This window comes from Candidatus Symbiopectobacterium sp. NZEC127, assembly GCF_025962675.1.
Taxonomy (GTDB): Bacteria; Pseudomonadota; Gammaproteobacteria; order Enterobacterales; family Enterobacteriaceae; genus Symbiopectobacterium.
Genome location: NZ_JAGFPG010000002.1, coordinates 188,293 through 202,700, shown reverse-complemented (window position 1 = coordinate 202,700; position 14,408 = coordinate 188,293). Strand labels below are relative to the sequence as shown.

Sequence of the window (14,408 nt, the reverse complement as noted above, 5' to 3'; positions counted from 1 at the left end):
GCGCGTGGAAGGGGACGTTTGATTTATACGGCGTGCGCGTGGTTAAGACGACGGCTCGCACCGGGCAACCACAGCAGTAAAAAGCCCGAACGTCCGAGGCTGAACGCCAGATACGCCAGCCACAGACCGTGGTTGCCATACACCGGCACCAAAAAATACCACGCGGCAAACCATGCCATGAGTGCCAGCATCATGGAATTGCGCACTGGCGCGGTGTAGGTAATACCGGTAAACACACCGTAAAAAATAATGCCTGCCGCGCCGCACAGCGGAAACACCATCAGCCAGAGGCTATAACGCTGACACAGCGCCACAATCTCCGCCTGATGGGTAAACCAGCCGATAACGCTGTCGCCCTGCCAGGCCCATAACAGCGCCAGCAACCCCGACATCCATAGCGTAGACAGCGCAGAATAGCGCAAGGTCTGGCGGAAGTGGTCGGCGTCGTTAGCGCCGCGTGCACGGCCGCTGAACACGCTGGACGCATTGGCAAAACCGTCAAACAGATACGCCATCAAATAGTGAATCTGAAACAGCACCGCGTTGGCGGCCAGCATTTCTGTGCCAAAGGACGCGCCCGTTGCCACAAAGTGATTCGTCACCACCAGCAGACATACCGTGCGCAGCATCAGATCGCCATTCACCATCATGATGGCTTTGAACTCGCGCCAGGAGAGCAAAGCGGCAGGCGACATGGCGGCCTTGTCCGGCGTCAGATAGCGATAAATCAGACGCAAGCCCAACAGCGTGCCGCTGATTTGCGCTATCAGCGTCGCGCTGGCAATGCCCGGCACGCCCCATTCCAACCCGCGCACAAACCACAGCGCCAGTGCCATATTCAGCACATTGATACCAATCTGGTTAAGCAGCACGGCGCGGGTTTTCAAACGCCCCATCAGCCAGCCCAGACAGACATAGTTCACCAGCGTAAAAGGGGCACCCCAGATTAGAATGAAAAAGAAATCATGGGCGTGCTGGCGCACGGCGGCATCCGGTTTGAGCAAGGCCATGCTGGCCGAGAAAATGGGCTGCTGCAACGCCACAAAAACCAGACCGATGACCACTGCCATCAGCAGCGGGCGAAACAGCGCACTGGTCAGCAAACGCGGATCGTCCAGCGCCTGCGCAGTAAAACCGGTGGTACTCACACGCAGAAAACCAAACAGCCAGTAGAGGGTGCTAAAAATCACCGCGCCTATCGCCACACCGCCAATAAAAGCCGGATCGGGCAGATGCCCCACCAGTGCGGTATCCACCGCACCGAGTAACGGCGTGGTCAGCGTAGAAATAACAAAGGGGAATACCAGTGCCAGATAGCTGACATAGCTTACGCGAGCCAGTGCGGGAGCGGGGGAGGACATGGAAAAAACGCACCTCAAGCAGCGTCAGAACGCCATTACCGACGTTAACAGGCGGCGAGCAGCGGGGTGCTGAACCTGCCCCAGTGCCGCCATATCATTCACCTGTTCAATGATTCGGCCCTGATGCAAAAACAACACGCGTTGACACAAATAGGTCACGGCGGTGAGATCGTGGCTGATAAACAGATAAGTTAAGCCCAGACGTTGCCGCAACTCAGCTAATAAATCAAGAATTTGTCTCTGAACCGCCACATCGAGCGCGCTAACCGCTTCATCCAACACCACCAGTTCAGGCTCACAGGCAATGGCGCGAGCGATACACACGCGCTGCATCTGACCGCCGCTAAGCTGGTGTGGATAGCGAGTGCCCAGCGCGTCGTCCAATCCCACCTGGTGTAATAACGCCCCAGCGCGTTCGCGCGCCGCCGTTCGACCTAACCGCCGCTGTAACCGCAAGGGCTCGGCCACAATGTCCGTAATGCACATCAATGGATTCACCGAGGAAGCATAATCCTGAAACACCGCACCAACCCGCCCACCGTTGCCGATACCGCGCCGCCACAGGCTCGATGTTGCATACAGCGACGTGCCCGCCAGTATTATCTCGCCTTCCTCCGGGCGCTCGAGGCCGAGCAACACGCGCCCCAGCGTACTTTTCCCGCTGCCACTGGCACCGACGATCCCCACGCATTCGCTGCGTGCAATGCTGAACGAGACGGATTGCAGCGCGGCCTGCCATTCGCCCGTCGCGCGCAGTTGATAGCGCTGACTCACATTGCGCGCCTCAAGCCAAACACTCATGCCCTTTCCTCCTGCGCGGCAACAGGCGGAGCCCACTGGGCGTAGCGGCGTAACATCGCCTGCCGCGCCTCCACCAGATAACGGGTATGCGCATGGTGGGGATGGCTCAGCACCGCATCGGTTTCGCCCTGCTCCACCACCCTCCCCTGATACATCACCATCACGCTGTCTGCCAGGCGCTGAATGGCACCCAGATCGTGAGACACAAACAGCAGCGTCATGGCGTTGCGCGAGCGCAGTTCAGCAAACAGCTGTACGATCTCCGCCTGCGTCACGGCATCCAACGCGCTGGTGGGTTCATCGGCAATCAGCAGGCGCGGAGCCAGCCCGAGCGCAATGGCAATCGTCACCCGCTGCAACATGCCGCCGCTCAACTGTGCGGGGTAATCATCAAAGCGCTTAGCCGCATTTTCCAGACGCACCTGTTGCAGCAGTGCGATGGCCTTCTCTTTGGCCTCACCGGGCCGCAACGCCAGATGCGCGCACAGGGTTTCCACCATCTGTTTGCCAATGGGTTGCAGCGGATCGAACGCTGTCATCGGATGTTGTGGAATCAGGCTGATGTCCCGTCCGCGATAGCGGCGCAGCGCGGCATCATGAAACCCCAGAGGTTGATCATCAGCAAAGCGCAGGGTGCCTCGACAAACAAAAGCGGTATTCAGCAGTCCGAGCAGAGCGCGGCACAGCAGACTTTTTCCACTGCCGCTCTCCCCGATCACCCCGAGGCAACGATGCGGTGCCAGCGAAAATGACACATCGTGCAGCAGCGCACGCGATGTCTGTGCCAGCGCGACCTCAAGATGTTCGACCTGTAACAACGGGGTATTCACAGCAGTGCGTCCTGATAAAACGTGTCTGGCACACACTAGCAGATAGCGCCCAACACGCGGCGGCGCAATATCAAAAAAACGGGGATTAATTGGGGAAAAACGCCCCGTCAGGGGCGTTGGATGCATTTAGCCTAATGCTTTTTCTACGCAGCGTTTGAACACGCGAACGCCCACTTCCAGTGAATTGAGATCGAAATGCATATCCGGGTGATGCAAGCCGGGTTTCAGATTGGTACCCAATCCCCAAAAGCCCGCTTTCACCTCGGGACGCAGACGCGGATAGAAGAAGAAATCCTCACCGCCGGCGGTGCTTTTCGGCTCCGTCAGCCCCTGCGGGCCAAGCACATCAACGATAGCATCGCTGATAAGCGCGGTGGCTTCATCATGAATTTCCGCCGCCGGAATCTCTTTGGTCAGTACCACGTCGGCAGTTGCCCCCAGCGCGGCGGCGCTGTGCTCAATCGCCAGTTTGACTTTCTCTTTCAGCGTTTGCATCAGGTCGTTCTGCGCAGAACGCAAATCCCAGCACACCGTGGCGCGGTCCGGAATCGAGTTGGTCACACCGGCATCGCACAGGAAACGGGTTGCCTTGACGCTCCAGGTCAGGTGCGGCGGCAGAGGAATGGCTTTAACCGCCATCACCGCCTGTGCGGCGGCCTCCAATGCGTTTACCCCCAGATGCGGGCGCGCACCGTGCGCCGGTTTGCCGTGGAAGGTCACTTCAAAGGTGCTGCTGGCAGAGTAGTACATGGCAGGTACCGCTTCGCCCAGCACGCACTCTTCGACAGGGCGTAAGTGGAAGCCCAGGATCATATCCACACCGTCCAGCGCGCCGCCTTCCACCATGGCAATGGCACCCGTGCCCAGCTCTTCTGCCGGCTGGAACAGAATGCGCAGACGGCCTTTTTTGACGATACCTTCGCGAATAATCTCTTGCGCTGCCGTCAATACCACCGAGGAGTGCGCATCGTGCCCACAGGTGTGGCGGGCGCAATGCTCACCGTCGATGATGTGCCCCAGCGCATCCATATCCGCGCGCAGCGCCAGCAGTGGACCGGGCACGCCGCTGTCTAATTCCGCCACAATACCGGTCGTGCCGTTAATACCGCGCGTGACGCGATACCCTGCCGCTTCCATTTTGCTGGCAAGGTACTCCGAGGTTTTAAACTCCTGAAAACCCAGCTCTGGAATGGTGTGCAGGTAGTTGTAATGCTCTAATACGATGGACATAGTTACGCTCTCTTTTCTCTTTGTGCGTCCCGCAGGAGATCAATCATGCCGCGCGGTAACTACCGTGCCGGCATCGACAGCATCAGGCAAAAAACACGCGCATGATCAACATGGCGATCATGGCGTTGATAATGCTGGTCAGCATCAGCAGCGGCCAGTATTTCTTCGGCACATCCGCCACCCCGAGCAACCGGCCCATGTACTGCAACTGTGAGCCCATCAGGAAAATAGCCGGGGCTAGAATCGTCACCATATGACCATCCAGCGTGCCTTTGGACAGCAGGCTTACGGCAACGCCAGTGCCCGCCGAGGCGGAAAGCCAGGAGGTCAGCAGCACGGTGATCGCTTCGCCGGGCAGGCCGAACAGGCCCATGATCGGTGCGAACACCTTGCCCAGCAGCGCCATGATGCCGAGCAAATTCAGAATTTCCGCGATCACATAGGCCATCAGCACGTTGGGCAACAGGTTGTTGATAGCGATATTGAAGCCTTTACGCGCCCCCACCACGAAAATATCAAACGGGTTATTGGACACCTTGGCGGGGCTGTTATTGCTCATTCTGAAAATCCTTGCGATAAACCGTGTTAAGCACCACGCGTACCAGCGCAGCACCGACAAATTTCATGATGAACATCAGCACCAGCGGAATCACAATCGGTGCGGTCATCGAGAGGAACAGCGCGGAACCAATCGTGAAGTAGTTATTGATAAGCCCGGCACCGGAATACTGCCATGCGCTCATGATCACCAAATCTTTCTGCGTGATATCACCGCGATCGCTCAACTCTTTGGTCAGCGCCGCACCGGCGTCAGTACTTTGCAGATCGGTGATCATCGCCAGCCCCGTCAGGCCGGGAATGCCGAGCAGCGGACGCAGCAGCGGCGTCAACAGACGGTGCGCCGCGCGGATGGCACCGTAGTGGGTGAAGATTTCCAGCACGCCCAACGCCAGCATCACCGTAGGCACCAGCGACAGGGCGAAGATAAAGCCCGCTTTGGCGCTGATGCCACCCGCGCCGATAAAGGTTCCACCCTCTTTGATGGCACCAAAGCTACCGCCCAACGTGGTGAAATCGAAGGCACCCAGCCAATTCAGCCCATCGACCTTGAAAAACAGCCCTGAGAAAAACAGAATCGCCCCAACCAGCGCGATATAGGGCCCCAATTTTCTAAACAGGCCCGCACGCTGCGCCGTTGGCTGCGCGATCTCTTCTGACATACAAATCCCCTTTTGAATCCCCTGCGTTGGTGAAAAAGCCACGCTCAACGCCGCTTTCCCGCGCTGATGCCGTGACAAATGAAGAAAAAAACTGCGACCAGCGTGCAGCACACGCCAGAAATATTGCTGAGATTGATAACGGAATAAGACGCGGGGCCGTTATAGAACAAAGCCCGTTTTAGGCCTTGTATACCCGAATAATTCACGTTGCAGGAAGATGGCAAGTGAGGGTTAACCCGGTAAGTGATTCGGGTAAGTGAACACAGCCAACGCACCTGCAAGGTAAAATATGACGGATATAAACGTTATACATGCATCTCGATGGATGATGCTCAGTCAATTGCAGCAACCTATCCTTTTTTATTTCCCCTAAGCTTGTCAAGGCTTATTCTCATGAAAGTCTTGCCGAAAAAGCAAATCAGCTTTCCCGCCACGCCAATGGCAGCCTAAAACATAAAGCGTTAGGGTAAAAAGACCAAATTTGCATACCGCATGCAGAAATTGGATGGGCTTTTAGCATTGAATATATTGAACAAATTAACTTTTCCTCTGCACGTTTTTGGCAGAAAAAAATAACAGGTCAATCCGATAACCGGGGGCGAAAAATTCCGCGTCTTGCGGGTACAGCATTATTCTCATCATTATGTTGGTGATTTGTAATATTGTAATCAGAGCGGAATCTGATAATCAGTAAAAACGATTAAATAAACCCTATCCAAACAGAGATTAATTCTACTTCCTGCGCATTTCTTTAGAATAAAATAAAATACTCACGGGGCTTGTGATACACTTCGTTAGCATATCGCGGTATGGCACGCTGAATAAACCATCAGCACCGCTTGTTTTCGAACCACAATATTCATCAGGATAGACTATGTTGACGCTGCTGCATTTGCTCTCTTCCGTTGCACTGCTGGTATGGGGAACCCATATCGTCCGCACGGGTATTATGCGAGTTTATGGTGCAAACCTGCGCCGTATATTGAGTGCCAGCATCAAGAAAACCAGCATGGCATTTTTGGCCGGTCTCGGCGTAACAGCGCTGGTACAAAGCAGTAACGCCACCGCGCTGCTGGCCATCTCTTTTGTGTCGCAGCAACTGATCGCGCTTTCCCCTGCATTGGTGATTATGCTGGGGGCAGATGTCGGTACCGCGCTTATGGCGCGTATCCTGACGTTTGACTTAGGCTGGCTTTCTCCTCTGCTGTTGCTCTGCGGGATTGTGGCATTTCTCTCCAACCGCAAGGCCCGTGTCGGCCAACTGGGGCGAGTGGGCATCGGCCTTGGATTGATCCTGTTGGCGCTGGAATTGATCGTCGCTGCTGCTGCCCCCATCACCCATTCCAGCGCCATTCTGGTGATTTTTACCTCCATTTCTGATGACACGCTGCTGGCACTGCTGCTGGGGGCGGTGTTCGCCATGGTCAGCTATTCCAGCCTTGCCGCTGTGCTGCTGACGGCGACGCTGGCAGCAACCGCGCTGCTTCCGCTGAAAATGGCGCTGTGCATTGTGATTGGTGCCAACCTCGGCAGCGGTGTGCTGGCAATACTCGGAGGACGCGGACAAAGTGCCAGCGCCCGACAATTGGTGCTCGGCAGTATGTTGTTCAAGATCATCGGCTGCGTGTTGATTCTGCCCTGGCTGGCACCGCTTGCACTGTGGATCAGCAGCACGGACGTTGCCTCCGACGAAGCCGTTATCTATTTTCATGTCGTCTATAACCTGCTGCGCTGCCTGCTGATGCTGCCGCTGGTGACCAGCATGGCGCGTCTGTGTCGCCGTTTGGTGCCCCATGAGGATATGAATAACGCCACCGCCGCACCGCGTTATCTCGACAACAGCGCGCTGGACACGCCTTCGCTTGCCCTCGCTAATGCGGTACGCGAAACGCTGCGACTGGGCGATGTCGTCGCGCAAATGCTGGAGCGCTTTAGGCTGGTGCTGTTGGGTGACAGAGAGCAAAAACGCGAGATCAGCCGCCTTGATGAAGAGGCGGATATGCTACACAGCGCTATCAAGCTCTATCTGGCGCAAATTCGTCAGGACGACCTGGGAGAGGAAGATTCGCGCCGTTGGGCGGAAGTGATCGATACGGCGTTAAACCTGAAACAGGCGGGCGGTATTCTCGAGCATATTTCGTCGTCGTTCACTAACAAGGCGCTGGATGCCCGGCTTTCCTTATCCTCCGAGGGCATGGAGGAACTGCTGGCGCTGCATCAACGCCTCACCAGTTCCCTCTCGCTGGCGATGTCAGTGTTTCTCACCGGAGACATGACCAACGCCAAACGCCTGCGCCGTGCCAAACACCGTTTGATTCTGCTGGGTCGTCGCTACTCACACGCTCACGTGGAACGCCTGCATCAGCAAAACCCACAGAGCCTGGAAACCAGCTCGCTGCATATGGGACTGCTGGGGGATATCCGGCGTCTGAATTCGCTGTTCTGTGCCGTGGCGTATCATGTGCTGGAGCCAGACCCGGAAGATTCAGCAGAATAATCGTTGTCACAACGACAGGAGGGCAGCAAAACGCTGCCCTCCTGCACATTCATCCTGCGATAAATGTTATACCACTAACCGACTCAACACGACTGAGGGCGTGAGATTGCCAGTTCTTTATCCATGACACAGGGCGACGCGCCACCGCCGCTGCCGTTCCAGGTCGGACCCATCGGCACCACGGGGATCGGCACGCTGACCGGGCCGTGTTTAACCGCTTCCTGCACAACGGTTTGTACCGCACCACTCACAGCACCGCCGGCAGCGCCAGCGATACCGCCGACGGCGCCAAATCCGGCGCCCCACGCCATATTTTCTCCCAGCGTGTTGAGCAATTCTTTATTACTGCTCGCTTGGTCATTCCCTGCACCCGAGACATTTATCAACATACTTTCGTCAATTTCTCTCATACGACCTCCTGTTTAATATAACCAAAAAGAAAATTATCATATTTAAAACAATTGACACCAATGAAGAAACCAGACTTGTTTCCAGTGAAAAATAAGTATCTGTATCGTGTAGAATATCCCTTGATAAGGGATAAAAAAACCCAATAAAACAGGACGTAAATACATTATATGAAATATAGAATAAATTTTTTTTAGTTTTACTATTACGTAAGAAAATAATGTAAGACGTCACTGATAAACATACTGGAGAAAAAATATCTGATAACATTTCTCGCTCCAAGCCTGACTATTAGGCATCAATAGACACATAAGAGAATGAGGAAATGCAATGTATCTTCGTTACGAGTTTCGTTCATTCTAGCGTTATTCCCCCTCTGCAACCAGCACTTCACTGAAAGTGGTTTAATTTTTGTTTAATTTTTTCTTTATTTATTAAATTAATCACTGACTTGATAAAAAAATTAAATTCTACCCTGTTCATTTGACACTAAAGGATGCAGAACTCGGCTTGCGTCACCTGGGGCGATGTAACCTTTAAAATAAAGGAAACAGCGCCCCCACTACTGCACCGCCAGGGCCGGTCACTGCGCCCACCCCCGCCCCCCACGCCATGCTTGAACCAAGTGTGTTGAGTAGTTGCTGGTTCTTATCTGCTTGATCCCCACCTGCACCTGATACATTTATCAACATATTTTCGTCAATTTCTCTCATACGACCTCCTGTTTAATATAACTAAAAGGAAAATTATCATATTTAAAACAATTGCTACCAATGAAGAAACCAGACTCGTTGCCAATGAAAAATGAATGTCTTTATCGTTTAGAAAATCTGTGAACAAGGGATAAAAAAAACCATTAAAGCAGGACATAAATACAATAAATGAAATATGAACAAAATGCTTTTTGGTTTTTCGCTTGCGCAAAAAAATAATATAGGACATGACTGAAAACCACACTGGAGAAAAAATACCTGATAACATTTTTCGCTCCAAATCTGATGAGTAGGCATCGATAGGTGCACAAGAGAATGAGGAAATGCAATGTATCTTTAGTTACGTTTTTGTTCGTTTTAACTTCATTTATCCCATCCTGACAGAACTTCTCTGAAAGAGGTTTAATTTTTCTTTATTTATTTATTAAATCAACCACTAATTTGATAAAAAAATGAATTTCACCCCATAACATTGACATCAGAAGGGGATTAACTATGCTATAGCGCACCCTATATTAAATAGGTGCGTTTTTCGAAAGTTTAGCCCCTGTAGTCGATAACATAATATGCTGAGAGGTATGCGTGTTTCGCAAGGAAGCGTTGGGACACAGAAAAATGCCATGGCAGGGAAAAGCCATTTTATTTCCAGGTATGTCTCCTTGGTTAACCGCGCTGGTTTGCCTGTTCTTTCTGTTTTCTTTTATTATCTTTGTCACTGTTGGCACTTACACCCGACGCGTCAATGTCGGGGGAGAAATCAGCACGCATCCTCGTCCTGTAAGTATTTATTCAGGTGTACAGGGCTTTGTTGTGAAGAAATATGTTACCGAAGGGCAAGACATTAAAAAAAACGATCCGCTCTATCGTATTGATGTAAGTAAAAGTACCCGCAGTGGCGTTGTCAGTGATAACCACCGTAAGGACATTGAAAATCAGCTGGTGCGTATCGCCAATATCATCTCACGCATTGAAAAAAGTAAATTATCCACATTAGATGCATTAAATAAACAAAAATCACAATACAGTGATGCACTTAAACGCTCCTCTGCTATTTTGACACGCGCTGAAGAGGGCATAAACATCATGAAAACCAATATGGAGAATTATCGCCGCTATCAGATGAAAGGGTTGATTAACAAAGATCAGTTAACCAATCAGATAGCACTTTATTACCAACAACAAAATAACCTGCTAAGTCTGAGCACCCAGAATGAACAAAATGCATTAAAAATCACCGGACTGGAAAGTGATTTGCGTACGCAGGAAGCCGAGTTTGATAACCGAATTTATCATATGGAATTACAACGCTATGAATTACAGAAAGAACTGGTGAATGCTGATGCAGAAGGCGAAATTATAATTCGCGCGTTATCCAGCGGGAAAATAGACTCGTTAAGCGTTAGCGTGGGACAGATGATTAACGTGGGCGACAGCCTGCTGCAAATCATGCCGGATAAATTCTCCGCGTACTATTTAGTGATCTGGGTGCCTAACGATGCAGTGCCTTACATCGCCATCAACGACAACGTCAATATTCGCTATGAAGCCTTTCCTGCTGAAAAATTTGGCCAATTTTCCGGCACGGTGCGACTGATCTCAAAAGCGCCTGCCTCACAGCAGGAAATGCAAACTTATCAGGGCGCACCGACTGACCGAGCCGCTGCAATCCCCTACTACAAGGTGTTGGTCCGGCCGGATAAACAAATGATTCATTACAGCGGGAAAACGCTCTACTTGGAAAACGGGATGAAAGCGCAAACCACGTTGTTTCTCGAAAAGCGGAAAATATACCAGTGGATGCTGGCACCTTTTTACGACATGAAACACAGTGCCACAGGGCCGGTGCATGAATAACCGCTGGCGCAACAGCATTATCGATCAGTTGGATCTGGGGCTGCGCCGTCGACTCCCGATGCTGCACCAGACGGAATCTGCTGAATGCGGACTGGCCTGTCTGGCGATGATCTGTAGCTACTACGGTAAAAATATCGATCTCAGCGCCCTGCGCCAACGGTTCCGGCTCTCCACCCGTGGCACCACGCTTGCCGGATTAAACGACTTCGCCGCACAGTTGGGAATGACAACGCGTGCGCTGTCAGTGGATCTGCACGAGCTTGAAGCACTGAAAACCCCTTGTATCCTGCATTGGAACTTCAACCATTTTATTGTGCTGGTCAGCGCCAAGCATAACCGCTTTGTGGTGCACGATCCGGCACAGGGGCGTCGCACCGTTGAGCTGGCCGAGATATCACGCTGTTTTACCGGGGTCGCGCTGGAGGTGTGGCCGGGCAGCGAGTTCAAGGCAGAAAAGATCACAAAGCGCCTCAGCGCCTGGCAGTTGGTCCGCAGCGTGCACGGGATCAAAGGGGCGCTAATCAAGATCTTTTGTCTCTCTTTGGTTATCGAAGCCATTACGCTTATCGTTCCGGTTGGTACGCAACTGGTGATGGATCATGCCCTTCCGGCTGCCGATCGCGGGTTATTGAGCCTGATCTGTCTTGCGCTGGTTTTTTTTATTCTGCTGCGGGCCGCCATCAGTATGGTTCGCGCCTGGTCATCCTTGGTGATGGGAACGCTGATCAACGTGCAATGGCAATCAGGTCTGTTTATGCACCTGCTGCATCTGCCGCTGGATTATTTCGAAAAGCGTAAACTGGGAGATATCCACTCGCGCTTTGGCTCCCTCGACACGCTGCGAGCCACCTTCACCGCCAGCGTGGTCGGTGCCATTATGGATAGCATCATGGTGATAGGCGTATTGATCATGATGTTGCTGTATGGCGGCCACCTGACGCTGTGGGTGGTCGGTTTTACCTTTATCTATATCCTCACCCGTTTCGCCACTTACAGCTACTATCGCCAGTTGTCTGAAGAAGCGCTGGTCAGAAGCGCACGCGCCAACTCCTATTTTATGGAGACGCTGTACGGCATTGCCACCATCAAGATGCAAGGCATGTGCGAACGGCGACACACCCATTGGCTGAATCTGCAAGTTGACACTCTCAATACCGGTATCCGCATCACCCGGATGGATCTGCTGTTCGGCGGCGTAAACACCTTTATCGCCGCCTGCGATCAGGTGGTGATCCTGTGGTTAGGTATCGATCTGGTTATCGATAATCAGATGACCCTGGGGATGTTTGTGGCGTTCTCGGCTTTTCGCAGCCAATTTTCTGACCGCATTGCCTCGCTGGTGGCGTTTATTCTGCAACTGCGCATGATGGGCCTGCACAACGAGCGCATCAGCGATATCGCACTGAGTGAGCAAGAGACCATCATGCCCACTATCAGCGCTCACGCTGACATGCGCCCGCTCGCATTAACCACGCAAGCGTTGAGCTTTCGCTACGACAGCCTTTCTGCTCCGATATTCTGCGATCTGAATATCACCATTGCGCCGGGGGAAAGCGTGGCGATCGCCGGCCCCTCTGGCGTGGGTAAGACAACGCTGATGAAAGTACTGTGCGGGCTGTTTACACCGGAATCCGGCAAAGTCCTGATCGATGGCAACGATATTCAGCACATCGGCGTCAACAATTACCGCAAAATGATCGGGTGCGTATTGCAGGAAGATCGGCTGTTCAGCGCCTCAATACGGGAGAACATCTGCGGCTTTGAGCAAGAGATGGATGACGCCTGGATGATGGAGTGTGCCAGAGCCAGCTATATTCACGATACCATCATGGCATTACCCATGGGCTATGAAACCCTGATTGGGGAGTTGGGTGAAGGGCTTTCCGGGGGGCAAAAACAGCGCCTGTTTATCGCTCGCGCGCTCTATCGCAAACCGGGCATTCTCTTTCTGGATGAAGCCACCAGCGCACTGGATAAAGAGAGCGAAGCCTTTGTTAATCTGGCGATCAGGCAGATGAACATTACCCGGATTATCATTGCACATCGAGAATCGACGCTCGCCAGTGCCGATAGGGTAATCACCCTCGGCCCAGAGGGGAAAATAGTCGGTATGCCCTAATGGCATACCGAACGCGTCGCGTCAGGCTTTGGTCGCTAAAATCACGCTGGAGGCTTTAATCAGGGCGATCAGTTCACTGCCAACGCTGACCTGCATCTCTGCCACGCTTTCATTGGTGATGGTGGAGGTCAGCGCCAAGCCGCTGCCGGTGAGCAAATGGATGGTAGAGTTGACCGCGCCGGGAATGACAGAGGTCACTTTGCCACGGAATTGGTTACGGGCGGAGAACACCAGGCCGCTGTTGGCCGAAGCCAGAATCACCCAGGGCGCCTTGACCAGCGCAATCGCAGCTTTACCCGGCACCAGACCCAGCGTATTGCTGCTGGCACGGGTGATCACGGTGGTCAGGGTTTCCCCACCTTCCAACGTGAGAACCACTTCATTATTGACCGCGCCTTCGGTTACCGACGCCACCACACCAGAAAGTTGATTTCTTGCCGACACTGACATAGCTCGCTACTCCTGCTGATTAACAAGGGATTAGCGCTATCATGAACATATATCCCTAAAATTCAAAAGCGTTTTTTATTATTACTCCCTGAGGGGTAACACATTTGCGTTTAAATCATAATGCGTCGCGGGTTACGCCACGATGGCATGGGCACACTGCGCCTGAAGCAGTTGCCATTCAGGTTTAGCTGCCGAACCTGCATCGGTAATGATGATATCGATTTCCTGCGGCGTGGCGTAAATCACCCGACTGGTGATACCTATCTTGCTGTTGTCCGCCAGGATAATACGCGTTTTGGCATTTGTGACCATGGCGCGAGCAATGGCGGCTTCATGGTGCGCAAAACTGCTGGCGCCCGAAGCGCTGGTGATTCCTACCGGTGACAACAGCGCAACGTCGGCGCGATAGCGCTGGATCTCGCTCACCGTCAAATCACCGCGGGTGGCCTGCATGGACGGCCCCATATGACCGCCAAGCAGAATCACCTCATGGTGCATCGTCGATTCCGCCGTGGTCAGCTTCAGCGCGACATTCAGGCTGTTGGTTATCACCGTCATACCGGGCATCGACAGCAACTCATCCGCCAACAGCGCCGTGGTGCTGCCCGCATCAATAAACAGCGTTTGCCCAGCGCTAAGCTGCTGCACCGCGGCTCGGGCAATATCCAGCTTCTCTTTTTCACGCACGGTGTTGCGCACCGACAGCGGCGGTTCAGGCTCCAGCGATGTCGCGACAATGCCGCCATGGACGCGGCGTAACGCGCCCATGGACTCCAGCTTCAGAATGTCGCGCCGCACCGTCTCTCGCGAGACACCGAGATGCTGAATGATTTTTTCCGTACTGACCCGGTTCAGTGTGGACAGCAGCGCGCGGATACGGTGTAAGCGAGTCTCTTCTAGCATCAATAGTGATTCTCTGGCGTAA

13 protein-coding genes are annotated in these 14,408 nt (G+C 53.1%); 3 read left to right on the top strand and 10 right to left on the bottom strand.

Annotation, left to right across the window (positions count from 1 at the left end; genetic code table 11):
- Positions 1-23: 23 nt before the first annotated feature.
- The 6 genes from J5069_RS11010 to J5069_RS10985 form a co-directional block, all read right to left on the bottom strand.
- Positions 24-1,361 carry an MATE family efflux transporter gene (locus tag J5069_RS11010; protein ID WP_264643943.1) on the bottom strand — a complete coding sequence of 446 codons (1,338 nt, stop codon included), beginning with the start codon at positions 1,359-1,361 and terminating at the stop codon, positions 24-26.
- A gap of 24 nt (positions 1,362-1,385) precedes the next feature.
- A complete protein-coding gene (locus J5069_RS11005) occupies positions 1,386-2,162 on the bottom strand; it encodes an ABC transporter ATP-binding protein (RefSeq protein ID WP_264643942.1) in 777 nt (258 codons plus the stop codon).
- On the bottom strand, positions 2,159-2,992 hold the full coding sequence (locus J5069_RS11000; protein WP_264643941.1) for an ABC transporter ATP-binding protein: 834 nt from the start codon (positions 2,990-2,992) through the stop codon (positions 2,159-2,161). Before J5069_RS11000 ends, J5069_RS11005 begins: the two co-directional genes overlap by 4 nt.
- 126 nt (positions 2,993-3,118) lie before the next feature.
- Positions 3,119-4,222, bottom strand: a complete 1,104-nt coding sequence (locus tag J5069_RS10995; protein WP_264643940.1) for a M20 peptidase aminoacylase family protein — start codon at positions 4,220-4,222, stop codon at positions 3,119-3,121.
- A gap of 82 nt (positions 4,223-4,304) precedes the next feature.
- Positions 4,305-4,781 carry a YjiG family protein gene (locus tag J5069_RS10990; RefSeq protein WP_264625432.1) on the bottom strand — a complete coding sequence of 159 codons (477 nt, stop codon included), beginning with the start codon at positions 4,779-4,781 and terminating at the stop codon, positions 4,305-4,307.
- On the bottom strand, positions 4,771-5,442 hold the full coding sequence (locus J5069_RS10985) for a nucleoside recognition domain-containing protein (protein WP_264643939.1): 672 nt from the start codon (positions 5,440-5,442) through the stop codon (positions 4,771-4,773). The genes J5069_RS10990 and J5069_RS10985 overlap by 11 nt, the downstream gene beginning before the upstream one ends.
- Positions 5,443-6,316: 874 nt before the next feature.
- Here J5069_RS10985 and J5069_RS10980 point away from each other — a divergent pair.
- Complete coding sequence (locus J5069_RS10980; protein WP_264643938.1) at positions 6,317-7,939, top strand: Na/Pi cotransporter family protein; 1,623 nt, start codon at positions 6,317-6,319, stop codon at positions 7,937-7,939.
- A gap of 83 nt (positions 7,940-8,022) precedes the next feature.
- Here J5069_RS10980 and J5069_RS10975 read toward each other — a convergent pair whose 3' ends face one another.
- Complete coding sequence (locus J5069_RS10975) at positions 8,023-8,349, bottom strand: microcin (RefSeq protein ID WP_264643937.1); 327 nt, start codon at positions 8,347-8,349, stop codon at positions 8,023-8,025.
- A 534-nt stretch (positions 8,350-8,883) separates the two neighbouring features.
- Entirely contained in the window at positions 8,884-9,060 is a 177-nt protein-coding gene (locus tag J5069_RS10970) for a hypothetical protein (RefSeq protein WP_264643936.1), read from the bottom strand.
- 582 nt (positions 9,061-9,642) lie between these two features.
- On the opposite strand from J5069_RS10970, the gene J5069_RS10965 reads away from it, so the two are divergent.
- Complete coding sequence (locus tag J5069_RS10965) at positions 9,643-10,914, top strand: HlyD family secretion protein (protein ID WP_264643935.1); 1,272 nt, start codon at positions 9,643-9,645, stop codon at positions 10,912-10,914.
- Positions 10,907-13,033 (top strand): peptidase domain-containing ABC transporter, encoded by a 2,127-nt coding sequence (locus tag J5069_RS10960; RefSeq protein WP_264643934.1) that lies wholly within the window; start codon positions 10,907-10,909, stop codon positions 13,031-13,033. The genes J5069_RS10965 and J5069_RS10960 overlap by 8 nt, the downstream gene beginning before the upstream one ends.
- A gap of 21 nt (positions 13,034-13,054) precedes the next feature.
- Here the strand turns inward: J5069_RS10960 and J5069_RS10955 are convergent, their stop codons facing one another.
- On the bottom strand, positions 13,055-13,483 hold the full coding sequence (locus tag J5069_RS10955) for a TOBE domain-containing protein (RefSeq protein WP_264629042.1): 429 nt from the start codon (positions 13,481-13,483) through the stop codon (positions 13,055-13,057).
- Between the two features lie 132 nt (positions 13,484-13,615).
- Complete coding sequence (locus tag J5069_RS10950; RefSeq protein ID WP_264643933.1) at positions 13,616-14,386, bottom strand: DeoR/GlpR family DNA-binding transcription regulator; 771 nt, start codon at positions 14,384-14,386, stop codon at positions 13,616-13,618.
- Positions 14,387-14,408 lie beyond the last annotated feature (22 nt).

Bases quoted from the DNA above. Each gene is read 5' to 3' on its own strand.
- J5069_RS10995 (WP_264643940.1), bottom strand. From the start codon at position 4,222: ATGTCCATCGTATTAGAGCATTACAACTACCTGCACACCATTCCAGAG.
- J5069_RS10985 (WP_264643939.1), bottom strand. From the start codon at position 5,442: ATGTCAGAAGAGATCGCGCAGCCAACGGCGCAGCGTGCGGGCCTGTTT.
- J5069_RS11005 (WP_264643942.1), bottom strand. From the start codon at position 2,162: ATGAGTGTTTGGCTTGAGGCGCGCAATGTGAGTCAGCGCTATCAACTG.
- J5069_RS10975 (WP_264643937.1), bottom strand. From the start codon at position 8,349: ATGAGAGAAATTGACGAAAGTATGTTGATAAATGTCTCGGGTGCAGGG.
- J5069_RS10950 (WP_264643933.1), bottom strand. From the start codon at position 14,386: ATGCTAGAAGAGACTCGCTTACACCGTATCCGCGCGCTGCTGTCCACA.
- J5069_RS10955 (WP_264629042.1), bottom strand. From the start codon at position 13,483: ATGTCAGTGTCGGCAAGAAATCAACTTTCTGGTGTGGTGGCGTCGGTA.
- J5069_RS10980 (WP_264643938.1), top strand. From the start codon at position 6,317: ATGTTGACGCTGCTGCATTTGCTCTCTTCCGTTGCACTGCTGGTATGG.
- J5069_RS10970 (WP_264643936.1), bottom strand. From the start codon at position 9,060: ATGAGAGAAATTGACGAAAATATGTTGATAAATGTATCAGGTGCAGGT.
- J5069_RS10960 (WP_264643934.1), top strand. From the start codon at position 10,907: ATGAATAACCGCTGGCGCAACAGCATTATCGATCAGTTGGATCTGGGG.
- J5069_RS11010 (WP_264643943.1), bottom strand. From the start codon at position 1,361: ATGTCCTCCCCCGCTCCCGCACTGGCTCGCGTAAGCTATGTCAGCTAT.
- J5069_RS10990 (WP_264625432.1), bottom strand. From the start codon at position 4,781: ATGAGCAATAACAGCCCCGCCAAGGTGTCCAATAACCCGTTTGATATT.